This window comes from Priestia sp. SIMBA_032, assembly GCF_046535215.1.
GTDB lineage: Bacteria > Bacillota > Bacilli > Bacillales > Bacillaceae_H > Priestia > Priestia aryabhattai.
Map to the genome: position 1 here is coordinate 612,188 of NZ_JAWRXD010000003.1, position 23,915 is coordinate 636,102.

Below are 23,915 nucleotides of genomic sequence, written 5' to 3' on the forward strand. Positions count from 1 at the left end.
TTTTCAAATTGGGGGTTTTTTAATGCAACAAACGTTTTCAACGTCTCAAAAAGTTAAGCAGTTCGTTTTTATTTTATTTCCGATATTGGTTACCCAGTTTGGAATGTTTTCAATGACTTTTTTTGATACGATGATGTCAGGAAGAGTTAGTGCAGATGACTTGGCAGGGGTAGCAATTGGTTCGAGCTTATGGGTGCCTGTTTTTACAGGGCTAAGCGGAATTTTAATGTCTATTACGCCAATTGTTGCACAGCTTGTCGGAGCTAATCAAAAGAAAAAAGTTCCGTTCTCTGTCATCCAAGGGCTTTACGTCTCCATTTTAATGGCTGCCGTTATCATTTTAATCGGCTTTTTTGTTGTTGATCCTATTTTAAAAGGAATGAATTTAGAAGCAAACGTGATGCGCATTGCCAAACAGTATTTAGTTGCTTTATCTTTTGGTATTATTCCGCTTTTTATTTATACGGTTTTACGAAACTTCATTGATGCTTTAGGGCAAACTCGTACGTCTATGCTTATCACCATTTTAGGGCTTCCGATTAATGTGGCTTTAAACTATGTATTAATCTTCGGTAAGCTGGGCTTCCCTCACTTGGGTGGAGTAGGCTCTGGTTATGCAACGACCATCACATATTGGTGCATACTTGTCATATCAATTTTCATTATTCATAAAAAAGAGCCTTTTTCTAGCTTCGGTTTATTTAAAAAATTTCACCGTATCTCTTTTTCTGCTTGGAAAGAAATATTAAAAATTGGTTTACCTATCGGTTTTTCCGTATTTTTCGAAACAAGTATTTTTTCAGCCGTCACGCTGTTTATGAGCTCGTATAATACCATTACGATCGCTTCTCACCAGGCTGCTATTAATTTTGCCTCATTTCTCTATATGATTCCACTGAGTATTTCTATGGCTTTAACAATTGTTGTAGGGTTTGAAGCGGGTGCTAAACGGAATCAGGATGCACGAAGCTATAGCAGAATTGGTATAACAATTGCTGTTGGCATGGCCTTTGTGTGCGCAGGTCTTTTATTTACTCTTCGAGAATCAGTAGCATCTTTATATACAAAAGATGCAGATGTGCTTGTATTAACTTCTCACTTTTTGATTTATGCAATTTTCTTTCAGCTTTCTGATGCTCTTCAAGCTCCTATTCAAGGCGCTCTGCGAGGATATAAGGATGTAAATGTTACCTTTTTAATGTCCTTGGTATCTTATTGGGTAATTGGTCTACCTTTAGGTATTGTTTTAGCAAAATACACCGATTTGCAGGCGTTTGGCTATTGGGTTGGACTAATTGCGGGGCTCGCTGCAGGAGCTACAGGACTTGCGTATCGTTTGATAAAAATACAAAAAAAGCAGCTGCTAGAGGAGAATAAACCTTCTCGAACGGCTTAATCAAAAAAAGAACGTTCTCAAAAGAACGTTCTTTTTGGGTTAAAGATGGATTGATATTCTTCCTTATACATACTAAGACTTAAAACTTCTTATTTATTTAAGGTACGCTCTAACTCTTGTAAAAGCTGTTCCGCACCTTTTTTACTTAACACAACGTTCCCATTCCCAAAGGTTAAGTTTTCACGCGTAATTTCCCCAGTTACTAAGCAAGCACCATACGGGCTATACTTTTGTAAAATAATAATATCTTCATCAACATATATTTCTACTGGATCACCTGTGTTGATATTTAGAATACGACGCAATTCAATAGGAATTACTACGCGACCCAATTCATCTACTTTTCTTACAATTCCTGTAGACTTCATAAAATCCATTCCTTTCATAGTAAACAAATAATATCTTCTCGATACAAATCTAGTCAAATTCGTCAGAGTTGCTAAAACCAAAATGCTTGAATGATGGTCTGATAACGGTTTATAAGTTCTTAAAATATGGCAAATAACGTATTAAATAGATTTATATACACTTTGTATCATATCAATTCGTACACTATTTATGAATAGTGCATAATCTTTAAAATCGAATTCATCCATATATGTTAAAAGTGTGTATTTTATCCATAATATAACTATATATCCATCTTTTACACTACTTTGTACCCATTTTATAACTTTTATTCCGACATAAGACGACAAAATCAGCTATAGAAAAAACGTGTCTTTTCTAACTAAAGACACGTTCATTTGGACCCGAAGTTGTCACGAATAGCTTTTTGAATCATAGCTTCACACCGCTCCAGCTCTACTTTTAATTGTTTTTTATATAATTTAGCTTTCTCTTCTCCCTCATTTGTAAATGTATAATAAACCACTTCTTGAAGCTTCATTCCTTCTTTTTTACGCTTCACCTGTTTGAGAACACCGTCTTCAATCAAGTCATGAAGAGCTTTGTATACCTCAGAATGATTAGGTTTGAACCCAAAAGGGCGAAATTCATCTCTCAACACATCTAATAACCGAAGGCCATACAGACGCTCTTGCTCCGTCATTGTAATCATATATAATTTTAAGAAAGCACGTTGTTTTAATAGAAAACCACTGGATGTACGCTTTTCTCTCATCTCAACTTCCCCCTTCACATACTTGCTTTCATTCAGAATAATAGAAAGCTCTATACGTAATTATACTTTTTTTATTCTACATAATCCTTCTTTTTCACTCAAAATCTCTTTTTTTCCTCACATTTTTTCACTTATTTACGCATTTTTCTCATTCTTTGTAAGCAGGCATTGAATTTTCTTTTTTTCATATATATAGAAGGAATTTACGTGAATATAAGGAGGGGTTCCTTTGAGTAAAAAATATGAAGAGATTGATTGGGGTTCAATTCAGCATAAGGTAGAAGATATGCTTGGAAATCACTTTTGGAGCGATTTAAATCACATCTTGCCAAAACGATTTCCAAACGTTGATTTATATGAAACCGATAAAGAAGGCATTATCGTCGTTGAAGTTCCTGGACTACATTCCACTAACGACATTCAAATTAAGTTGGACGCAAATATATTAACAGTTGAAGGGAATGTTCCTTATGCTTATGAAGCATCTAAACAAAAGTTAAAGCTGAACGAACGCCATACAGGCGTATTTTCTCGCACGGTCAAACTTCCTTTTCACTACACAGACGAACCAGTTCGTGCTAAGTACAAAAATGGTTTATTGGAAATTCGACTGAATAAGATAGAAAATGATCAAACCATTGCTATACAGTTTGAAGATGATTAACTGCACGTAACAAAAACCCTTCTGTTAACAGAAGGGTTTTTGTTAGAGCGCTGAACTTAACACAACGTTTCCTTTTGGCGTCTTATTATTCGCATTCGGTTCTAAAGTAATGGCCATAACATCCCACTTTTCAGTCTGTTCTTTTTGGCTCATCGTATAGACCACTGTCCCATTTCCATTTTTATCTGTTACAAAAGCACCTGCCGGATGAGGCTTATCACCTTTTATGAGCCATACCTGATAGACTTCATTCCCCTTTACGTTTTTCAAGTTATTCGCTTGAATGACCACATTTAAATTTCCACCTTTTTTCGTAAGAGATGCTGTTGCTTCGCCAGAAACATTCGGCTCTGCCTGCAGCTTCATCGTTTTCTCAGATGTAAGAGGTTCATTTTGAGGAGCAACCGAAACATTTGGTTCTTGTTTGCCTTTGTCTCCATCTTTCAACAGAAAGTAGCTGTTTCCTGCAAGGGATAAAAGAAGTGCCGCAGCTAATCCAATAATGACGGATTTTTTATTTGATTTCTTAGACGCAGCATATTGTTTTTCATTTTTTAAAGCTATTGGTTCTCTCTTTGTCTCACCTTGATCTTCTTCGAATACATTCGCAAGTATTCGCTGTTTCATTTCTGGAGGAGGAGATTGTTCTGGTGTCAAATACGTTAGATCTCCAAGAACTTCCTCTAGTTCTTTTAGTTCATCTTGACAGCTTTGACAGTTTTTTAAGTGCATTTCAAACTCTTTTTTCTCATGGGAAGTCAACTGATCATTATAGTAATCAATGACTCCTTATTATATAATCAAACTATCTTTGAATTTGGATCACTTTGACATCTTTTAAACGTACCTTTGTTTTTCAAAAATGACAAGTAATTATACTTTTTTTATGGAATAGGAGCGAAATTGTTCAATGAAACATTTGATTCTTTTTGATGGCATATGTAATTTATGTAATGGCAGTGTTCAATTTATTATTAAACATGATGAACAAGCTTTGTTTTCTTTCGCTTCTCTTCAATCAGATTTCGGAAAGCAGCAGCTAGCTTCTCACGGCTTACTTCCTGAGCAATTACAATTAGATAGTATTGTATATATCCATGGAAAACAAAGATATATAAAATCAACGGCTGCTTTAAAAATTGCCAAGCGCTTAGATGGACCCGTTAAATTTTTATATGCACTTATTATCATTCCTGCGCCTATTCGAGATATAGTGTACAACTGGATCGCTCGCAACCGATATAAGTGGTTTGGCAAACTGCAGCACTGCATGCTCCCAACTCCTGATACGAAAAAGCGATTTGTCGATAACTAAAAAAGCTTGTCACATAGAGAAAAAACAGTTCCAAAGAGGCATATTTTTATGTTAAGAAAGTCTATTCATTAAAAAATCCGAACTGATTCAACATTCTAATGAAAGAATGCTGAACTATAGTTCGGATTTTTTAGCTAACATATGGTTGTACGAGCTTTTTTAGCTTTCACCCATTGCTTTTTTATTCGTTGCTTCAATTGCCTGCTTCATTATTAAGGCAAAGTCTTGTTCTTTCATCACTTTTAACCCTTCGGCAGTAGCGCCGCCTGGAGTTGTTACTTGCTCTCTTAAAGACGCAGGATCTTTGGTTTCTTGCAGCATTTGTACAGAGCCATACATCATTTGAATAACTAAATCTTTGGCTGTTTTTTCGTCCACACCGTAAGCAGCAGTTGCATCAATTAACGATTCTGCAAAATAATATAAAAACGCCGGTGCACTGCCAGTTACAGCCGTTAGCTCATGTACTTCTTTCTCTGAACACTCATGCGCTTCACCAATTCCTTTTAAAATCATTTGAAGCACTTCTTTATGCTCTTTTGTGGCAGAAGTTCCAAGTGTATACAGAGACATCGATTGTCCAATCATAGCAGCTGTATTAGGCATAATCCAAGCGACAGGCGTATCCTGCGGAAGATGACTTTCTAAGTAACTCGGACCAATTCCTGCAGCTAACGTTACAACAAATTGTTGATTTAAATGAGTCGAAAGTTCCTTAAGCACGGAAGGATGGGCCTGGGGAGGCATCGCTAAAATAATAACATCCGAATTGTCAACTTCTTGGCGCCAATTTTGCGTCGTTTGTACGCCGTACGTTTTTTCAACACGCTGTAATCGCTCAATGTCTCCATTGTTTGACATCACCACTGCCTCAATACTGTCGGCGCTGCTCGTAACCAAACCAGCCGCTACCGCTTCAGCCATTCGTCCTGCTCCAATAAATAAAATTCGCTGTTTTTTCATCTGTTACTCCCAGTTATATGTCCAGAATTCTTCTCTTGTTAATAAACGTTCCATTTGCGGATAGTCAGATAAGCGGTCGAAGTTAATTGCGTTCATCATTCCTTCTGTTTGAGAACGATGGGCTCTTAACGCTTCAATTTTTTTATCTTTCATCGCTGTTACATCAAAAATAACATCTGGTTCTCCAATATGTTCAATACGATCTTTTGAAAACGCATGACACCAAACAACCGGACGCTTTTCTTTTGGCATACGTTTTACCGCTTGAATCGTAGCTGCTCCCGTAGCATTATGATCAGGGTGTACCGCAAAGCCAGGGTAATGCGTTAAAATGTGAGTCGGCTTTACATCGTTAATGATTTCTTCAATTTTATCTGCAAAAACATCAATATCAAGAAATTCTAGCGTTTTATCACGAAGCCCTAGCATACGCAAGTCTTGAATATCTAAAACGTTCGCTAAATCTAAAAGTTCTTTTTTTCGGATTTGAGGTAGAGTTTCACGGTTAGCAAACAGCGGTCTACCCATGTTTCGTCCCATTTCACCTAGCGTAACACAAGCATATGTAACGGGCGTTCCTTTTTGTCTAGCTTGCGTGATCATTCCTGCTGCTCCATATGCTTCATCGTCAGGGTGCGGAAATACAATTAATAATCTTTCTTCCATGGTCTATTCTCCTCTCTTTTCTGTTATGAAAACGGATGTTCACTTAATTGAAGGGCAACTGCTAAACGACCTTCAAAGTCATGCCCAGCTAAAAGAAGTCTGCCTTCTTCATCGATTTCCCAATCTGTTAATCCCTCTGCATAAATCCATCCTAAATCAATTTGAAGACCTACACGATAAGGCCCTTCTCCCGTTATCTTTCCGTTTGAAATAGTGACTTTACCATTGCGAATAAAAGCCCCAACTGTCATTACTTTTTCATTTACGTGTGAAGCATATGCACCGTTTGTCGTTTCAAGGTGTACATATACGTCTTTATTTAAAAATGTTTGTATTTTTTTTTGAACTGTTTCTTTATGAATTGGTTGCACGCTTGTTACTCCTTTCTCATGTTCATAAATTGTATTGTACTAAAAATCAGGAGCGAATCCTAATGTTTAGTTCTAGACTTTGAATTTCTTTATTCCATCGTTCATAATCATACATAAATGTTAATTCTTCCCAACACAACATACTGATTTCTTGAATATCTATAATAATCTCAGCGAGTTCACGACTAAGCATACCTAGTTCTTTTCCTTCTGCCAGCTTTTTTTTATAACGATTAAAAGCTGGATCTAATTGTTCAATTTGTGCATAAATTTCATGGATAGAGCCATATTGTTGAATAAGAGGCAGTGCGGCTTTTTCTCCTACCCCTGGAACGCCCGGAATATTATCAGATTTGTCACCAAGCAATGCTTTTACGTCCACCCATTGACGAGGATGAATATTATATTCTTCTTGAAAGTGCTTAAAGCCATAAACAAGATCGCCAACCTGCTTTTTGGCAATAATTTGCGAAATATGTTGATCCAGGAGCTGAAACAAGTCTCGGTCGTTGCTATAGATGTACCCTGGACTTTGTTTTTCCTTACTCCACTTGCTTGCAAGTGCTCCAATTAAATCATCTGCTTCATAAGAAGACAATGACATTTGATAAATGCCTACTGTGTCAAAAAATTGCTTTAACGTTTCGTACTGCTGAATCAGTGGATCAGGCAGCTCTGCTCTTGTTTGCTTATATAGGGCGTATGTATCTTTACGTTTTGTATCCTCGCGCTTAACATCCCAAGCGACGAAAATATGGCTTGGCTCATATTGGTGAATCAATGCATGCATTTTTTGAATTGTTACTCTCAGGGCATTCGTAAATTGGCCCTTGCTGTTTCTGGTCAAGGCTGCTTCATCTCTGCCATAAGAAGTAGCAAAATAACAGCGGCTTAATAAATTAAATCCATCAATTACTAATAGTGTTTCGTTCACATAGTCACGTCCTTTGAAAACTTTGCTCCTTTAGCTTTTAGAGCAAACATACTATAGCACTTGTTCTTTGCACGCGTCAATGAAGTGCAAAGAGCTCAAAACGCGCCCATTTTTTTCTCTCAATGTAAATGTAGTATAAAGATGTTAAATTGTTGTTATGATTTATTCGTTTGACTTTTAGAACTTTTGACTATCCTATAAAATGAGGATGAAAGATCAATCCTACAAATGAAGGTGAAAAAAGTGAATAAAAACACGATGATTAAAACATTAAAAGTTATATCTGTTGTGTCGCTTCTCGCTTTGTTATTTATCATTGCTTATGACCGTTCCATGTCTACATCCATGATTATTTTGTTCAGTTCGCTCATTTTCTTTGTATTTGTACTTAGCAACTTTTTTTTCGATCGCAAGCCGTGGGGATTAAAAGGCCTTCAATTATATATATCACTGATGTTATTCATCATTGCCATTTTTGAAATGCATCAAGTTGTCAGTTCACTTTGCGTTATTTCCATTATGGCTCTACCAAAAGTTATTGACGAATTAGCTTAAGTGTGAATGATAAATGATAAAATCCATGATCACAATGATCATGGATTTTATTACGTTTTGAGTAATTTTTCAGAGATGCGAAGAGCTTCTTCTATGCCAAATTTACGCACTAAACTGATGGCTTCCTTTATTTCTCGCTTTTTTAAATCATGAGTCGGATTTAAATTTAACAACACTTGAATAACAACTAAATCTCGCATCGTAAACATCGTATTCTTTTTCATATCTCGCTGAAATGTATACTGTTCTTTTAAGAGCCGGTCACTTATTGCTAACACTTTCGGCTCCGGAAGATGTAGCTGCGCTCCTGCTTCTTGACAAGACCACAATTTTTTCACTCGATCTTCAGCATTCATATTTGCGACTCGTGCATATGTAATATCGCTGTTTTCTTGACGAATCTCTATCTCTTTTAACGTTGGCTTTAGAACAGTTTTTCGCTTGGAGACTTTTTTCTTATCAACTCCCGTATCCCTGAGGACTCTGCCGTGAACGGTGTAAATGTCGTATTCATTTTCTCTTTTTACATCTTGTTTATTGTATTTTGGAAAATAACCATTTACAAGCATCGTTCTCAGCATATCTAATTCTTTTTTTAATCCATGAACTTCAATATATCCAACGGCATGAATTTCTTTGTGGAATTTTTTTGTGTTGCTAACACCTTTTCCTGCAACGTGAGCTCTTACTCTTTCTGATAGAGAACCCGTCGTAGTTCCGATATACAAAAGCCTTCCGGGTTCATCAAAGAAAAAATAAATGCCAGGAGCGGAAGGCAATTGTCCCATTTCTGCTGTACTTAGCAGCTTTTGCAATACTTGCATGACTGCTAAATCAATTTTTGCTGTCATTATTTTTGATAACCTTTTAACATTTCTTCATATACTTTTAGATGCGTATGTACAGTTTGAAGAAGCGGTACGTGTATAGACGATTTTTCAGCTAACTTCAGCAAATATCCTTGAAGATGGTCTCCTTCAATTTGAGAGCTTTTTTCCATGTCACGCTGCATCGATGACTTCATGTCATACGTCATTTTGTCCATCGTATTCATATGCTGTTCAATGATTCCTTCGGCTAATGGTGCATCGTAGGCCATCATAATATTTTCAACTTCTTTAAAAAGCTCTTGCACAAATTGACGCCCGCCTTTTGCCGCTAAAACTGGGCCAACAGGTGCGCGCATAAGAGTAGTCATGCCTGACATAACCGTAATAAACAAGTACTTATGCCACATATCCTGTTCAATATATGAACTTTTCACAAACGAAGCTTTTGTACCACTGAACGCTTGCTCAATCAGTTGTAATCGTTCTGTGTCCTTCTGCTTAAATTCACCAAATACAAGTCTGTGCACAGGACTCGTCTGGACGACATCTCCATCTTGGTTTAAAGTAGTTTCAATAAAGCACAGCCCTCCAATGACTTTCTCTTCCCCAAAAGCTTCCTGCAGTGGAGCGACGTGAGCCATACCGTTTAACAAAGGTATTACAACTGTCTGATTCCCTACAAAAGGACGGACATCCTCAATTGCTTGTGTAAGATGATAAGCCTTCGTTGTAAATAAAATAACATCATAAGGTCCTTTTACCTCAGATTTTGTAATAGCTTGTACAGGTGAAGTGAAGTCACCGTGTGCGCTTTTAATCACAAGTCCGTTTTGTTCCAGCTCTTTTTTTCTGCGTTCTCTGACAAGGAAAGTAACATCTTCCCCTTTTTCCACGAGCCTGCCTCCAAAATAACCGCCAACGCCGCCTGCGCCTAAAACTAATATTCGCATAACTTTTGCTCCCCTTTTCTTTTTCTTTTATTGTAGCACAGCTAGTTTGAAATTTTACAATATTCTTATTTCGTTGTTTTTTGAGTTTTCTACAAAAGATAGCCATAGCGCTTTTAAAGTTGTTATAATGAATACAAAAAAGCATAAAAGTTTATGTTTAGACATTTCCCCCCTCTTGGATACACTATTTACCAATCCATAATCGGAAAAATTCCGATTTAAACAATGTTATTTACATAGGAGAGACTCAAATGAAAACAGAAATCTACATTTTATCTGGATTTTTAGGCAGTGGAAAAACAACGTTGCTTAAACAGCTGCTTCAGCAAGAAAAAGATCGTAATCGCAATATTGCTGTTGTGATGAATGAACTTGGCCAAGTTTCGATTGATTCAAATGAAGTAGAAGAAGACACGCCGTTAAAAGAATTGCTAAACGGCTGCGTGTGCTGTACTATTCAAGGTCAATTTGAAACGCAGCTTCATTCACTTTTACAGGAGAACACATTGGATGCTATCTATATAGAAACAACGGGAGTTGCCCATCCAATTGAAGTACTAGATGCTTGTATGTCTCCTCTTTTTGCGCATCAAGTTACGATTAAAAGTATTATCACCACACTTGACGCAACAAGATGGAAAGAACGTGGTTCCTTAAGCATTCAACTTCAAAAACTTCTTCAAGAACAAGTAAAACACGGGGATGTAATTTTATTAAATAAAACGGACATGCTTTCTGAGTCAGAAAAGTCTTCCCTGCTTTTTGAGATTCAATCCATTAACGCTAGTGCAAGGACGTTATTAACGACATTTTCCCGCGTGAAGCTTGATGTGATTCAAAAAGCTCAGCTGTCTCAAAAACAGCCGCACCATAAGGCTCATGTTGAAGATCATCTTCATTTGAAGACATTTGTATATGAGTTTACAAAAAAAGTGGATCTTGAATTATTTGAAAATTGGCTGCGCCAAATGCCAGATACCATTTATCGCATTAAAGGCTATATGCGCTTTACTCATTCGAACGATACGTATTCGTTTCAATATTCATACGGCATGCCTCTATATATGAAAGAAATGATGAAGCTGCCCACCACTCTTGTCTTTATAGGGGAAAACCTCAATCACGCTAAGATGAAACAAGAATTATTTAATCTTGAACAGCAATCTCATTAAAAATCCCGCTCTAGGCGGGATTTTTTTATTACTTATAAACAGGCATTTTGTACTCTGCGCAAAATTTCATATGCACGATTTCCGGCTAACTCTGTCAATTCTTCAAATTTTTCATCTCTTTTCAAATCGAGTTCAATAATTTCTTTCGCCAGCTCAATAATCTCTTCTTTTTTTAATTGTTGCACAGCCATATAAAACGCCCTTCCCTTTTAGAATTTATGTATATTCTCACATTTATTTTCTATTCATCATTTTGAAAGCAAGTGATTAACCACAAGGCTTTATCCTGTATGGTTAACCACTTGGGATCGAGTTAATCATTAGTTTATAGGACTCTTTTCCCTATTTCATTATTTATGTCACTTTTTCTCACATAGTAATTCAAAAACATAACACAAATATGTTAGAATATATTACATGTTATTTTTTTGTATTTTTTTCCTTTGTAACAATAATATACTACTACGTACTCAGGGGTGAGGGAGATTGTCTACGAATGAAGCGTCATATCGAGATAAGAAAGTCATGTCTATTGGGATTGTAAAAGAATTAACTGGTTTATCAGAAAGGCAAATTCGCTATTACGAAAAAAGAAGCCTGCTCTTTCCGGACCGAACCAATACGGGTATTCGGAAATATTCGTTTTCAGATGTCGAACGATTAATGGATATTGCTGATCGTATAGAAGAAGGAGTTCAAACGAGTGAAATACGAACAGAACTGGCTAAAAAAGATGAGGCGAGAAAAATGAAAGAAGTAAAAAACCAAATGCTTCAAGGTCAGTTGAACGCTCATTTCAAGCGGAAGCTATAAAGTATACATACGGTGACGTTTCCGTCTCCGTTTTTATTTCTTTACGGCAGACAAAAAAGCGCATATCTAAAGATATCCGCTTTTTTGTCTGTTAAGCTGAACGCCCTTTAAAAAACTTCGGCTGATGAGAACTCATGAATTTAGTTTTAGATAAAATGAACATAACCGATCCGCCCCAAATGAACAAAAAGGCAATCATCTCCACGCTAGAAAACGGTTCGTGATAGACAAACACTCCTAATAAAAGCGTCATGGTAGGAGCGATGTACTGTAAAAAACCGACCATCGATAGCGGAATAAGAGGGGCCCCTTTAGCGAAATACAATAGTGGCATAGCTGTAGCAACACCGCCTCCAATTAAAAGAGCGCTCAGATCAAGCGACTCAAGGGAAAAACTTGAAGATCCTTTCACTAAAAGAAAAATAAAATAAATAACCGCAATAGGTGCAACCATCATCGTTTCAATCGTTAATCCTACTTTTGCTTCTAATTGAATGGTCTTTTTTACAAGACCGTACAAACCAAAGCTAAACGCTAAGCTTAATGATACCCATGGGATATGCCCGTATGTAACTGTCATAACGATAACACCTATAGCAGCCAATCCAACAGAAGCACCCTGCCAAAAATTAAGCTTCTCTTTTAAAACGACTATACCAAGCAAAATGCTGACGAGCGGATTGATGTAGTAACCTAAACTTGTTTCAATAATATGATTATGGTTAACCGCCCAAATGTAAACGAACCAGTTGATACTGATAAGCACTGAAGCCACAAATAAAATGACCGCTTGTTTCGTATTACGAAATAATAAACCAAGCGTCTTCTTTAAAGCACTCATTTGCTTGGTCACAAGCAAAAGTAAAAGCATAAAAACAAATGACCATATGATACGGTGAGCGAGTATTTCATTCGCATTCACTTCGCCAAGAAGCTTCCAGTAAAGCGGAAAAAGCCCCCACATAACGTAAGCGCTGGCTGTATAAACAATACCCGCTCGTTTAGAATCTTGATTCATTTCTCAACCTCTTTTCTTTATCTCTCTGTCTCTTATCATTATAGATGCATTTACCTCTTTTTTATAGCTTTATTTTTACTATCGAAACAGCTCATAAAAAAACGATCGCTTTTAGCTCGACCGTTTTTTATACCTTATTTTTTAGGCTGTTTAAATACTTTGGCACTGCGAATATACTCTACATCCTGTACATTTTCTCGCGCGTTAGCGATTCGAGCCGCAGCAAAGAAATAATCAGATAAACGATTTAAATACTGAAGCACCGCCACATTAATTTTATGCTCACGCTGCACGCCAACAACAAGCCGTTCTGCGCGGCGCGTAATCGTCCGGCAAATATGAAGCGTTGTCGCTGCAGGTGTGCCTCCAGGTAAAATAAAACGCTCAATGGCCGGCGCTTCTGACATATAGACATCAATGCGTTTTTCAAGTACTGATATCATGTCGTTTGTTACTTTGTACGGATGATCATCTTTTGCAAATGCTAAATCACTTCCACAGTCAAAAAGCTCATGTTGAATCGTAATTAGCTCTTCTTTTACATCTTTTAATGTTGTTTCATCCAGCTGATAAATCGCTTGACCTACAAAGCCATTTAGCTCATCAATCGTACCGTACGCTTCCACTCGAATATCATCTTTATTTACTCTTCCTCCAATTAAGCTTGTCTGCCCTTTGTCCCCTGTTTTTGTGTAAATGTTCATTGTATTTCCTCCTTCAATCGATTAGCAATTCCGTACCAAATGTGATCTACTTTCCGGGCATGTGCTGCTAAATACTGATACGAATACCCGCATTCATCTCTCCACTGCCGCTCTGTTGCATCTAAAGGAACAATCCCTTTGCCGACTTCAGTTCCAATCACTACTAACTGTTCCCATACACCGCTGTCTCTCCACTTCTGTATTAACTTTTTAATAACAAGGTGCGGAGACTCCAGCTCGCTATGTATTAATTCCTTAACATAGTGCTCAAATCCTTCTAGCACAATGTAACTTTCTTCGAACTCAAACGCTGGTAAAACAGGGTCTTCATACAAACAATGCCATTTTATCGACTCACTGGCATAATGCTGCTTCACCCATTTTCTTTTGCCGGTAAATGCACCGCCGAATACGAAATGCATGCTCTTCTCTCCTTTGCCTGTTTGTATGTACATGTTACTGAAAAACCTTCTCCGTAAGAAAAAGAAACATCCCAAAGCGACGCTGTCTGTTTAAAATGGGATGCAAGTAAACGCAGTGGTCCGCCGTGTGAAACAATAGCAATGTGATGCAATTGCTGACTGGCCGCCAAATCCACCGCTTCTTCCCACGCTTCCCAAACTCGGTTTGAAAAACCTGAGAAGCTTTCACCATTCGGAGGCGTATGTTCTGTCCAGTGGTCAATCCAATCTCTATACGCCTGTATGCTTTTTAAATCTTCATACGTCTTCTCTTCCCAATCTCCAAAATGCAGCTCACGCCAATTTTTACTTTTAACCACCTGAGATTTAGGAAAAACAACTGAACTTGTTTCTAGCGCTCTTTTTAAGTCACTGGAAATAACGAGCTGAGGTTCTAGAAAAAGCTCTTTTAATTCATTTTTCCCTTCGGTACTTAAAGGCGGATCACTCCACCCTATATATTTTTTCTGTTGATTTTCAATCGTCATGCCGTGACGAATACATGTGATAACCAAAGAATTATCCATAAAAACGTTTCTCCTCCTTCAATGGTTGCCCCTATAACATCTCCTGTTACGCCCCCAAACTGGGAACGATAAAAGCGTATCCACAGCCATAAAAAACCGGCAAAGAAAAGAATAATGAATTTATTCTCTATAAAAACAGCGAAAATAGCAACTAAGAATAGGCTCATGACGATAAATGCATAAGTAGACCGTTTGTTGACTCCTTTTTGAAAATAAGCAGCAAGACCCGTATCTTTAGCCGGCTTATCTCTCATCAATAAGAAAGCTGCTCCAATTCTTGGAAGTGTAAAGACAACTAAGCATGTCCAAATTGATAAAGAAGAAAGAGACGCTAATTCATATATCGCACTAAAACGCAGCAGCAGGAGAACCATAAGAGAAAGAATAGCAAAAGACCCAACGTGCGGATCACTTAAAATCTGCAGTTTTTTTTCCTTTGACTGATGAGAAAAATACGCATCGCTTACGTCCATCCAGCCGTCTAAATGAAGACCACCCGTTAAGATAAGCGGTAAAAGCAAAACTAAAATACTATCAACAATCGTAGTAATAGGTGAAGATTGAAGCAGCTGTAAAAAGCTATAAAACATCAAGCCTAGTAACATACCAATCCACGGCAGCACAAAAAGTGAGCGAGCCGTTCTTTTTTCAGTCCATTGAACAGTTTTAGCTAGCGGTAAAATTGTAAAAAACTGGAGAGAAATTCGTAGTATGGCTATCCATTCTTTCATATATCTACACATTCCTTTCCTTTTTTAAAACGATAAATTCCCGCTTCTACACAAATAGCCACATCTGCTTTTTCTACAATATACTGATGTAATTTTCCTAACATCTTCATATAGCTATATGTCGGCTCTTCTAATACGCCCGCTTCAAACAGTTCATTAGATACTAGCACAACCGTCTGAGACTGCGCAAACAGCTTATCGAGCGCTTGTATCATATGACGAAAAACCTCTTGTTTGCCCTCTTTTGTTTGCCACCTTTTTTCTGTTAAAAAAAGCTCATTGGCAAGCCAGTTCGTGACACAATCCAAAAGTATAGCATCATCACTTTGAAGATTTGGCAGAATTTGTTGTAAATCTACAGACTGTTCGATCGTTACCCAAGGCGTATTCGCTGCTTGGCGTTCTGTTTGATGAAGCTGAATGCGTTTTTTCATTTCCTTATCTGTTTGCCGACTTGTGGCAATATAAACAGCGCGCTTTGTACAAAAGGTTTGAATCATGTTCTCTGCTGCACGTGATTTGCCGCTTCGAACGCCTCCGCTAATAAAGATGATCATATTCCGTCGAGTCCTTGCTTGATTACGTTAAGTAAATAGTCATTTTCTTCTTTCGTTTTCACAGCCAAACGGATATAGCGTCCATTTAAAAATGGGAAGTTTTCAGTATGCCGGGCTACCACACCGTGGCTTGCTAAATAGCCAAGCCATTCACGCGTTTTAATAGGAGGCGGAACGCTGCAAAGATAATAGTTTGTTTGAGAAGGAGAAACCAAAAGCCCCCATTCCTCTAGTTGACTCAAGATTCGTTTTCGTTCTTGTTTAATATAATGTACGGTGTTTTTCACAAAGTCTTTTTCATCTAAACATATCATCCCTACTTGCTGCGACAATCCATTTACACTCCAAGGAGGCTGCTTTTTAGACATCTCGCTAATGATTTTTTCATTTGCCAAAATATAGCCAAGGCGAAGCCCGGCAATATTAAACATCTTTGTCATAGAACGCACAATAATGATATGTTCATAATCCAGAATAAGAGAATCAAATGAAGGCTGATGTTCGACAAAATCAATAAATGCCTCATCAATCATTAAGTATGTACCATGATGAGCAGCAGCTTTTACTACTTTCATCCATTCCTCATGACTATACATAACGCCTGTTGGGTTGTTTGGGTGACAAATCCAAAGTACTTTTATATCCGGAAGGATGCTCATAATTAACTCTATATCCCAGCTCCAGCCATTTTCTTCAGCTAAAGGAACGTATGTCACTTCACATCCATAAGCTTTACTTGCCTGTTCATATTCAACGAAAGTCGGCTGTACAATCCCTACTTTCTCTTTTGAAAATAAAGAAGCAATAAGAAAAAACGCTTCAGCAGCACCATTTGTAGGAAGCACTTGAGCAGTTGAAACGCGATGGTCAGCTGCTAGTTTATTTTTCAGATCTGTTACTTGAGGGTCAGGATAGCTAAACGCAGCATCCTTGAATTCGTTCCACTTTTCGTGAAGCGCAGGGGGAGCCCCTAAAGGATTTGTGTTCACACTAAAATCTTTTATATGTGACAAATTCTCGGCCCCTATTGCTTTTAAAAAGACATCGGGGTTAGCTCCATGTGTAGGTAATAACACTAATAACTCCTCCTAACAAAAGATATAATAACCAAGTAGCATAGACCGTCCTTTTCATAATGAAAACAGCTTGTTCAATATGAACGGCTTGCAGAGGAATGAGTGGTTCGCCCATTTTTGCACGATTAGATTCTATGCCTTTATATGTATTAAGCCCGCCGAGTTGAATACCTAAAAGCGCAGCCACTGCGCTTTCCCCGTATCCGCTATTTGGACTTGGATGCTTTTTAGCATCGCGCTTAATCAAACTCGTTACATGCCAAAGAGAATATTGGCTTTTTGCTACATTAACAGCGGTCATCACCACTGCAGTTAACCGACTTGGAATATAGTTTAATACGTCATCGGTTTTTGCACTAAAATAGCCGAACAGAAAGTAGCGGTCATTTTTGTACCCAACCATTGAATCACATGTGTTAATAGCTCGATAAAAAAAGGCTAGGGCTCCTCCCCCTATAAATGCATAAAAAAGCGGAGCTGTAATACCATCACTTGTATTTTCAGCCACGGTCTCTACCGTCGCTCTGGCAATTTCTCCTTCTGACAAACGATCTGTATCTCGTCCCACAATCATGCTTACTTCATATCTAGCTTTCTCCATATCTCCTAGCTGAAGCGGCTTTTGTACCTTATAAGCAGCTTCGCTTAAAGAACGAGTGGATATAGTAGTCGCAATCATTACACCCTCTACTAAAACACCTAGCATAAAATGAACTCCGTACAAAGCATGGAGGAATAAGAAAGGAACAACTCCTGCTAGCACAGCCATACTTATCACAAGAAGCAATCCTTTGAATCGTTTTCCAGCACCTTTATTTAATCTGGAATCCATCCAATAAATCCACTTGCCAAACCAGCGAACGGGATGCGGCCAATTTTCGGGGTCGCCTATAATTCGGTCAATTACTAAAGCAATCGTCATAGCCGTCATATGTGCAATTATCGCTTGTGTAATACTCATTTCTTCACCTCTTTCCCTTAAGTCCCTGCTCTAAGCTTATTTTCACCAGCTTGGCTACCGCTTGACCTAAAGCGGTCATAGAGCCTGCATATTCATATAATGGCCCTTGCTGAGACGCTGCAACTGAGATGCTGTCCGTAGATGTTCCTGTAGCAATCGTCTTTGTAGCTGGATCTATGATACCCAGCTGTGACAGCGTTTTTGTTTTGGCTTCTGTGGCCGCAATAAAAAGCTGTAAAAACGCAGCATCCGTAAGCGTACCTTCAACGAAAAAAAACATATTAATTGTACCGGGAGAGGAATAGAACGGGACAGCTTCGTCAGCTGTAATATCTACTGCGTTTCCTACTCCAGCCGTTATCACGGAAGCTACTCTTACTCCGTAGCCTTCATAACAGTAAATCGCTCTTTCTTTTAACCAAACGGCTGTCATCAACCCTACGATTTGTTCATGGCGCACATTTTCTTTCATCAAATATTGCTCATACTCTAAAGAAGGAGTGTCTGAATAATAGTCTTTATGAACAAATCGATTGTAAAAGGTGTCCGTTTCCGTAATGCCTGTTCCTAAAACCCCTGAGCTGTATGTTTTACAAGAAGTCTCGGTTTTCATGATTAAAAGCTCAGGCCGTTCTTCGATTTTAAGATGTGAAAAGGGACCAATCCCCTTTTCAATTCGAACTGGAATATGGTCCCTCTTTTTATTTATTGTACACCTCAGGGTATACTGCTTTTGCTAAGTCCTCTAAGCCATCTACAATACGAGGTCCTAAGCGGTTGATTTTGTTTTGATCAACCTTCTCGATGTTACCCTCTTTTACAGCAGTCATGCTGCTCCAAGCGGGACGCTTCATAATCTCATTTTTGTCTGCATCATACGTTGCGATAATAACGTCAGGGTTTAACTTAACAACTTGCTCTTCAGAAAACTTAACCCAACCCTTTTCACTAGCCGCTACGTTATCAGCACCGATCATAGTAAGCATTTCGTTCATGAACGTACCTTTTCCTGTTGTATAAATCTCAGGAGCTCCTGATACTTCTATCCATACTTTTTTACGATCTTCTTTTGAAATCGTTTTTGCTTTTTTCTCAATTGAAGCTACTTTTTCTTTCATGTCTTTAATTGTTTGATTAGCTTCTTTTGTTTTACCCGTTAATTTACCGATTTGCGTAATAGAATCATAAACCGTATCAAACGTTGTTGAATCTTTTACAACAAATACCGGAATACCCGCACTTTCAATTTGTTTAAATACTTCATCCGAAACGCCCATACTTGAAGCGTGTGCCAGCACTAAATCAGGATTTAAAGCAATAACTTTTTCTGCATTAACGTTCATATCTCCCACCTGCGCTTTTTTCTTTACGCTTTTAGGATAATCATCGTTGCTTGTGACACCGACTAATGCTTTTTCAAGGCCAAGGGCATATACAATCTCCGTATTACTTGGCATTAATGAAACAATTTTCTTAGGCTGTTTTTTCAACGTAATTTCTTTATCACGCGCGTCTTTTACCTTCACTGGAAACGCAGCTTGTGACGTTTGTGCTGTATCTTGCTTCGTTTTTTTATCACTGTTGCTTTGGCTGCCTGCACCGCATGCAGCAAGTACGATGACTAACAGAGCAATAATGGAATACGAAAGCCATTTTTTCATCTAAATACTCCCCCTATATATTGTTCATTGTGAATACGAAACCTCCACGTTAAAGAAAAAGCAAATGATCATGCAAAAAGTAGCGCTATCCCGTTTTTTCCGCTTTGACTATGTATACTGCTCGCCGGCAGCTTCAAAATAAAAAAGCTTTACTTTCAATTGAAAGCAAAGCAGGTAACGTCAAGATAAGCAGGAAAAGAATCCGTTCACTATACTTGATATGTATGTTCATTACCCTGCTTCACCCTTCCTCGAAGGTTTCACAGCTAACAATAAGGCAGGTCTCCTGACTTACGCACAAAGCGCTTACAGTGGCGGGACCGCGCTGGTTTTTCACCAGACTTCCCTTTTCACTCAATCTTTAAATTGAGACCTTATTGCTCTACGATTATTCACTTGTCCTAGTATACCCCACTCATGGAAAAATGGAAATAGTCATTCTCACAAAAAAAGCTGCGAGAATGCTCTCGCAGCTTAAGGAATTAAAGAGTTGCTAAAAATTCACGGACCGCTTCAGGCGTTTTAGCATTTGCACTGTGCAGGTGCGCAATTTTTTCACCGTTTTTATATACAAGAAGAGAAGGAATACCCATTACATTGTTTTCAGCAGAAAGTTCTTCAAACTCATCCTTGTCAATTTTAAACCATGCTTTATCTGTATTTTCGTCAACGATTTCATCAATGAACATATCCAAACGTTTGCAATCAGGACACCACGTTGTCGTAAAAATCCCAACGCTTAGTGTTTCATTCTTAATTTGTTCGCGAAATTGTTTTTCTTCCGTAAATTGTTTCATTGTGTTACCTCCAGCGTCTATTCGTTCCTTCCTACAATTCTATAGCAAGAAGTCTGACTTCATTATAAACGATTTTTTTATCGTTGTGCTAATGTTTCAGCTTATTTAGACTATAACGGTTTTAGACGTAAAAAAATGCTAGCTTAAAAAAGCTAACATTTCGAAATTGTAGAATGTTGTGTCTATTATCAGCTGAACCACTTAGGCGGCATGTTTCGGTTCCAATAAATTTTCCCTAAATCATAATGCTTTTGAAAATTATCTGCAGCCGCATGATAGTGAAAATTAAACCAATATCCATCTTTTGGAGGATTTTCACGCCGTACATGAAACCGTATTAAGTCCTGACCGGTTTCCCGGTCATATACATGGAAAATCTTTTCACCGTAGCCAGCAGCAGGATGCTCGCTTATCTCGAGATTCTGAATTGACTGTTCACGTTCAGTGCCAATGTCGGTCAGCACTTCTTCAATTTTAGGTAACACTGCTTGACGAAATTCATCTTCAATAACAGGCCCAATTTTTGCTCCGAACTTTTCCACTGACTGTTTTTCAGCTGATTCCATTGCATACGTAACAAATGATGAAACGTCTTCATATTTTGGTTCTTCATATGGCAAATGAATATCTTCTATAACAGCTGTGACAGGAGTTGTTTCTCTTACATACCCTGCTTTATGTTGCTTGTCCGCTTTTGCATCATCAACGTATAAATATTCTGGTGGAGTGACAAGCCCAAATGTAAATACTGTAATAAATACAACTAGCATTCTTTTTATCCATCTAGGCATTCGTATCTTTCCTTTCTCATCTTTTCCCATATGGTCTTTTCATATCGTAAAATTCATTATCATAACTCAATCATAACTCACTAGGTATTGTAACATAATTATTAATTTTTTACCTATATTTGCTTATTCATTTATGCTGCCTACGAGCATTCGACGACTTTTTAGTTAGCACCTTCCTTCTTCTGTTTGAGGTTGTCACACCGAGCGGAAACCTATACAAGATATTCCTTTTTTGCTGGATGCTTAAACACAAAAGTATTTTTATGTTCAAAAATATATCATACTTTTATGAACTTTAGATGAAATTCATAAAAAAAACTTCCAAAACTTTTTAATTCCTAAAAGGTTTTGGAAGTCTTTTCAATGATCAGGATTCATTTTACTTTTTTGTTTATCATTGTATATCAATTGTCCCGTAATGAAATTTTGATGTTTTTCGTTTTTGTACGGTAAATCCATGTTCTTCAAAACGACTGCTTTTCCAATGATCTTTTAGCACGATCTTTTGTTTGGCTACTCTTTTTGCTTCTTGTATAGCCATTGGCGTCAGCGTAGTATACAGTGCTATTGCTTTAATACCGTTAATTCCATTCGATTCATCAATTTGCTCTTGAAACATAGGATCAAAATAGACAACATCAAAAGAATTATCTTCACAACACGCCAAAAACGATTCGAAATTTTGATGAACTACGTTTATACGCTTCATTGCATCGTTCAACTCTTGTACGTCACTTTCCCAATTTAAAAGTCCTTGTTTGACTAAATAAGCTACATAGCGGTTGCCTTCTAGTCCGACAACTTTCCCGCTTTTCCCTACCGCTGCGCTCGCCATCATACTATCCGATGCAAGACCAAGTGTACAGTCAAGCACACTCATCCCTTTTTCCAAACTAGCAGCTTCAATAAACGGATCACGTTCTCCTCGCAGCCATCTCTTCACTCTAAACATAGCGGAATTTGGATGAAAAAAAATAGGTTCCTCTTCATTTTGGACGTGCAATTCTACTCTATTCTTACCGACAACCAGCACGTCTGCAGCTTGAAGATTCTGAAGATCTGCAACGGATTTCTTCTCTCTTACTACAAAAGGTATACTTAAATCAGCGGCTACTTGTTTGGCCTTTACAATCATCTGTTCATTTGTTCGACCAGCAGTCGTAACAATCACTTTCATAATTCCCCCTACACTGTTTGGCTATTTACATAAAGAAAAAGGATGCCGATAGACATCCTTTTTCTTATAAAGTATATGCGATTTTTCTCTAAAAATCTATATACTAGATGTGACAAAAGCAGGACATTTTATGAACAGTGCTGCTTAAAGCCATTTAAAATGTTTTCAAAAATAACTTCTAAAGGCTGACCTTCAATTTCATGTCGAGGAATAAAATGAACGACTTCTTTTCCTTTTAAAAGCGCCATAGACGGTGATGAAGGCTCAATGTCCCCAAAATATTCACGCATTTTAGCTGTTGCTTCCTTATCTTGTCCGGCAAAAACAGTTACCACTTGATCTGGTTTTTGCTCAGACTGTAAGTACGCTTGCGTTGCTGCAGGACGTGCTAAACCAGCAGCGCATCCACAAACTGAATTAACGACAACAAAAGTTGTTCCTTCTACGTTTTCCATAAAATCAACTACGGCTTCCTCTGTTGTTAATTCTTCATAACCAGCTTGAGTTAATTCTTGACGCATTGGTTTAACTAACTGACGCATATATTCTTCATATGCCATTGACATATTAACATTCCTCCTAACAATCATTCACGCTAAAAGCATACTATAAAAACCAGGAAAAATCTAGCTACTCACTCTTCAAATCCTTCTCGTTGTCCCATTCTTCTTCTCTATTTGACAAAAAAAGATTAAAACCGGGTCATATCATCTAATTTTTTTCCATAAAAATGTCGATTTTTACTATTAATATTCCATTTTTTGTACTATAGTAGTAAATAGTAGTTTAGTAGAAAGGATTTTCAAATTGAACCAGCGATTTAAACCGAACAAACGATTTTATGCATTTCTGTCTTTATTGTTAGTGATTGTCGCTTCTTTGTTTTTTATTACAGAAGCCAAAGGAAGTGAATCCGCTGCATCTCAGCAAGTATTAGCATCTACTGCGTTGCCGCTGAAAGAAGCTGCATCTTCAGCACAGCCTGAGAAGCTGCTTAATACACTTCATCATAATATGTATATAGTAAATACGGTGAACGATCAAAATCAAGCTCTTACACAGCCTGTTTACCTTACGTTTGACGATGGCCCAACACCTGATACTCTTCATATTTTAGATGCTTTGCGTCAATATAACGTAAAAGCAACTTTTTTTATGTTAAAGCATCAAATTGACGCTTACCCTGAAATTGCTAAAAAAGTAGCACAGGAAGGACATGCCATCGGCTGTCACGGCGTCTCTCATGATATTCATGTCATGTATAGTGAAGACGGCGCAGCGTTAAAAGAAATGCAGGAGTGTCAAGCGACCGTTAAGAAAGTAACCGGTGTTGACAGTAAGTTAATCCGCGTTCCTTACGGCAGCGTTCCTTATTTAAAAGAGCCTCACCGTACAGAGTTGCTAAGCCACTTTAAATTATGGGACTGGAATGTAGACAGCGAAGACTGGGCACTTCGTTCTGCACCTAGAATTATTCAGGGCCTTGAACCTCATATTCAAGGGGTTAACTCCAATGGAAGAACACCCGTCATTTTATTTCATGACAAATCCTTTACTGCACAGTCTCTGCCGACTATTTTGACTTACTTAAAACAGTCCGGCTATCAGCCTATCAAAATTGATAACACCATGCAGCCTATGCAGTTTCCAACTGCTGCTGCAAAACAGTCATAAAAAAAGATCATTCAAGTGAATGATCTTT

At 37.9% G+C, this 23,915-nt stretch carries 31 protein-coding genes and 1 riboswitch; of the genes, 7 read left to right on the forward strand and 24 right to left on the reverse strand.

Annotation, left to right across the window (positions count from 1 at the left end; genetic code table 11):
- Positions 1-22: 22 nt before the first annotated feature.
- Positions 23-1,396 carry an MATE family efflux transporter gene (locus SB717_RS13275; RefSeq protein WP_410903894.1) on the forward strand — a complete coding sequence of 458 codons (1,374 nt, stop codon included), beginning with the start codon at positions 23-25 and terminating at the stop codon, positions 1,394-1,396.
- 89 nt (positions 1,397-1,485) lie between these two features.
- On the opposite strand, the gene SB717_RS13280 is transcribed toward SB717_RS13275, so the two are convergent.
- Together SB717_RS13280 and SB717_RS13285 are read right to left on the reverse strand one after the other, a co-directional pair.
- Positions 1,486-1,764 carry an AbrB/MazE/SpoVT family DNA-binding domain-containing protein gene (locus SB717_RS13280; protein ID WP_025752053.1) on the reverse strand — a complete coding sequence of 93 codons (279 nt, stop codon included), beginning with the start codon at positions 1,762-1,764 and terminating at the stop codon, positions 1,486-1,488.
- A 374-nt stretch (positions 1,765-2,138) separates the two neighbouring features.
- Positions 2,139-2,519, reverse strand: a complete 381-nt coding sequence (locus tag SB717_RS13285; RefSeq protein ID WP_013056721.1) for a replication termination protein — start codon at positions 2,517-2,519, stop codon at positions 2,139-2,141.
- A gap of 229 nt (positions 2,520-2,748) precedes the next feature.
- Between SB717_RS13285 and SB717_RS13290 the strand changes: the two genes are divergently transcribed.
- Positions 2,749-3,183 (forward strand): Hsp20/alpha crystallin family protein, encoded by a 435-nt coding sequence (locus SB717_RS13290; protein ID WP_013082862.1) that lies wholly within the window; start codon positions 2,749-2,751, stop codon positions 3,181-3,183.
- Between the two features lie 42 nt (positions 3,184-3,225).
- Here SB717_RS13290 and SB717_RS13295 read toward each other — a convergent pair whose 3' ends face one another.
- Entirely contained in the window at positions 3,226-3,966 is a 741-nt protein-coding gene (locus SB717_RS13295) for an anti-sigma factor (protein ID WP_483591750.1), read from the reverse strand.
- 127 nt (positions 3,967-4,093) lie between these two features.
- Between SB717_RS13295 and SB717_RS13300 the strand changes: the two genes are divergently transcribed.
- The gene (locus tag SB717_RS13300) at positions 4,094-4,498 is read left to right on the forward strand and encodes a thiol-disulfide oxidoreductase DCC family protein (protein WP_410903897.1); all 405 of its coding nucleotides are present in this window, start codon (positions 4,094-4,096) and stop codon (positions 4,496-4,498) included.
- Between the two features lie 159 nt (positions 4,499-4,657).
- On the opposite strand, the gene proC is transcribed toward SB717_RS13300, so the two are convergent.
- From proC to SB717_RS13320, 4 genes are read right to left on the reverse strand one after another with little or no spacing between them, the layout of a single operon-like run.
- Entirely contained in the window at positions 4,658-5,461 is an 804-nt protein-coding gene (gene proC / locus SB717_RS13305) for a pyrroline-5-carboxylate reductase (protein ID WP_410903898.1), read from the reverse strand.
- A 3-nt stretch (positions 5,462-5,464) separates the two neighbouring features.
- Positions 5,465-6,127: a bacillithiol biosynthesis deacetylase BshB2 gene (gene bshB2, locus SB717_RS13310; protein ID WP_410903899.1), complete on the reverse strand. Its 663-nt coding sequence runs from the start codon at positions 6,125-6,127 to the stop codon at positions 5,465-5,467.
- Positions 6,128-6,150: 23 nt separating this feature from the next.
- A complete protein-coding gene (locus SB717_RS13315) occupies positions 6,151-6,498 on the reverse strand; it encodes a YojF family protein (protein WP_013056714.1) in 348 nt (115 codons plus the stop codon).
- Between the two features lie 46 nt (positions 6,499-6,544).
- The gene (locus SB717_RS13320; RefSeq protein WP_410903900.1) at positions 6,545-7,432 is read right to left on the reverse strand and encodes a 5'-3' exonuclease; all 888 of its coding nucleotides are present in this window, start codon (positions 7,430-7,432) and stop codon (positions 6,545-6,547) included.
- Between the two features lie 243 nt (positions 7,433-7,675).
- On the opposite strand from SB717_RS13320, the gene SB717_RS13325 reads away from it, so the two are divergent.
- Positions 7,676-7,987: a hypothetical protein gene (locus SB717_RS13325; protein WP_410903901.1), complete on the forward strand. Its 312-nt coding sequence runs from the start codon at positions 7,676-7,678 to the stop codon at positions 7,985-7,987.
- 50 nt (positions 7,988-8,037) lie between these two features.
- Here SB717_RS13325 and SB717_RS13330 read toward each other — a convergent pair whose 3' ends face one another.
- Positions 8,038-8,838, reverse strand: coding sequence for a GIY-YIG nuclease family protein (locus SB717_RS13330; RefSeq protein WP_029714468.1), 801 nt, complete (start codon positions 8,836-8,838; stop codon positions 8,038-8,040).
- Positions 8,838-9,767, reverse strand: a complete 930-nt coding sequence (gene panE / locus SB717_RS13335; RefSeq protein WP_029714469.1) for a 2-dehydropantoate 2-reductase — start codon at positions 9,765-9,767, stop codon at positions 8,838-8,840. Before panE ends, SB717_RS13330 begins: the two co-directional genes overlap by 1 nt.
- Positions 9,768-10,018: 251 nt before the next feature.
- Between panE and SB717_RS13340 the strand changes: the two genes are divergently transcribed.
- Entirely contained in the window at positions 10,019-10,939 is a 921-nt protein-coding gene (locus SB717_RS13340; protein ID WP_074682028.1) for a CobW family GTP-binding protein, read from the forward strand.
- Between the two features lie 32 nt (positions 10,940-10,971).
- On the opposite strand, the gene SB717_RS13345 is transcribed toward SB717_RS13340, so the two are convergent.
- Positions 10,972-11,130 (reverse strand): hypothetical protein, encoded by a 159-nt coding sequence (locus SB717_RS13345; RefSeq protein ID WP_013056708.1) that lies wholly within the window; start codon positions 11,128-11,130, stop codon positions 10,972-10,974.
- Between the two features lie 295 nt (positions 11,131-11,425).
- On the opposite strand from SB717_RS13345, the gene SB717_RS13350 reads away from it, so the two are divergent.
- Positions 11,426-11,752, forward strand: a complete 327-nt coding sequence (locus SB717_RS13350; RefSeq protein WP_013082852.1) for a MerR family transcriptional regulator — start codon at positions 11,426-11,428, stop codon at positions 11,750-11,752.
- Between the two features lie 91 nt (positions 11,753-11,843).
- Here the strand turns inward: SB717_RS13350 and rarD are convergent, their stop codons facing one another.
- The 14 genes from rarD to SB717_RS13420 form a co-directional block, all read right to left on the reverse strand.
- Positions 11,844-12,770: an EamA family transporter RarD gene (rarD, locus tag SB717_RS13355; protein ID WP_410903902.1), complete on the reverse strand. Its 927-nt coding sequence runs from the start codon at positions 12,768-12,770 to the stop codon at positions 11,844-11,846.
- Between the two features lie 134 nt (positions 12,771-12,904).
- Complete coding sequence (locus SB717_RS13360) at positions 12,905-13,474, reverse strand: cob(I)yrinic acid a,c-diamide adenosyltransferase (RefSeq protein ID WP_029714471.1); 570 nt, start codon at positions 13,472-13,474, stop codon at positions 12,905-12,907.
- Positions 13,471-13,896, reverse strand: a complete 426-nt coding sequence (locus tag SB717_RS13365) for a bifunctional adenosylcobinamide kinase/adenosylcobinamide-phosphate guanylyltransferase (RefSeq protein ID WP_029714472.1) — start codon at positions 13,894-13,896, stop codon at positions 13,471-13,473. The genes SB717_RS13360 and SB717_RS13365 overlap by 4 nt, the downstream gene beginning before the upstream one ends.
- Positions 13,848-14,462: a histidine phosphatase family protein gene (locus SB717_RS13370; RefSeq protein ID WP_029714473.1), complete on the reverse strand. Its 615-nt coding sequence runs from the start codon at positions 14,460-14,462 to the stop codon at positions 13,848-13,850. Before SB717_RS13370 ends, SB717_RS13365 begins: the two co-directional genes overlap by 49 nt.
- Positions 14,420-15,193, reverse strand: coding sequence for an adenosylcobinamide-GDP ribazoletransferase (gene cobS / locus SB717_RS13375; RefSeq protein ID WP_074682030.1), 774 nt, complete (start codon positions 15,191-15,193; stop codon positions 14,420-14,422). Before cobS ends, SB717_RS13370 begins: the two co-directional genes overlap by 43 nt.
- Entirely contained in the window at positions 15,190-15,750 is a 561-nt protein-coding gene (locus SB717_RS13380) for a bifunctional adenosylcobinamide kinase/adenosylcobinamide-phosphate guanylyltransferase (protein WP_029714475.1), read from the reverse strand. Before SB717_RS13380 ends, cobS begins: the two co-directional genes overlap by 4 nt.
- Entirely contained in the window at positions 15,747-16,826 is a 1,080-nt protein-coding gene (gene cobD, locus SB717_RS13385; protein WP_410903903.1) for a threonine-phosphate decarboxylase CobD, read from the reverse strand. The genes SB717_RS13380 and cobD overlap by 4 nt, the downstream gene beginning before the upstream one ends.
- The gene (cbiB, locus tag SB717_RS13390) at positions 16,801-17,787 is read right to left on the reverse strand and encodes an adenosylcobinamide-phosphate synthase CbiB (RefSeq protein ID WP_182005608.1); all 987 of its coding nucleotides are present in this window, start codon (positions 17,785-17,787) and stop codon (positions 16,801-16,803) included. Before cbiB ends, cobD begins: the two co-directional genes overlap by 26 nt.
- Positions 17,788-17,791: 4 nt before the next feature.
- A complete protein-coding gene (locus SB717_RS13395) occupies positions 17,792-18,400 on the reverse strand; it encodes an adenosylcobinamide amidohydrolase (protein ID WP_029714478.1) in 609 nt (202 codons plus the stop codon).
- Between the two features lie 88 nt (positions 18,401-18,488).
- On the reverse strand, positions 18,489-19,448 hold the full coding sequence (locus tag SB717_RS13400) for an ABC transporter substrate-binding protein (RefSeq protein WP_410903905.1): 960 nt from the start codon (positions 19,446-19,448) through the stop codon (positions 18,489-18,491).
- A gap of 259 nt (positions 19,449-19,707) precedes the next feature.
- A riboswitch (cobalamin riboswitch) is annotated at positions 19,708-19,840 on the reverse strand.
- Positions 19,841-19,930: 90 nt separating this feature from the next.
- A complete protein-coding gene (locus SB717_RS13405) occupies positions 19,931-20,245 on the reverse strand; it encodes a thioredoxin family protein (RefSeq protein ID WP_013056696.1) in 315 nt (104 codons plus the stop codon).
- A 188-nt stretch (positions 20,246-20,433) separates the two neighbouring features.
- Positions 20,434-21,036, reverse strand: a complete 603-nt coding sequence (locus tag SB717_RS13410) for a YpjP family protein (protein WP_029714480.1) — start codon at positions 21,034-21,036, stop codon at positions 20,434-20,436.
- Between the two features lie 394 nt (positions 21,037-21,430).
- Positions 21,431-22,207, reverse strand: a complete 777-nt coding sequence (locus tag SB717_RS13415) for a class I SAM-dependent methyltransferase (protein ID WP_074682219.1) — start codon at positions 22,205-22,207, stop codon at positions 21,431-21,433.
- 134 nt (positions 22,208-22,341) lie between these two features.
- Positions 22,342-22,779 (reverse strand): BrxA/BrxB family bacilliredoxin, encoded by a 438-nt coding sequence (locus tag SB717_RS13420; RefSeq protein ID WP_013056693.1) that lies wholly within the window; start codon positions 22,777-22,779, stop codon positions 22,342-22,344.
- 241 nt (positions 22,780-23,020) lie between these two features.
- Between SB717_RS13420 and SB717_RS13425 the strand changes: the two genes are divergently transcribed.
- Entirely contained in the window at positions 23,021-23,887 is an 867-nt protein-coding gene (locus SB717_RS13425; protein WP_410903906.1) for a polysaccharide deacetylase family protein, read from the forward strand.
- Positions 23,888-23,915: the final 28 nt, after the last annotated feature.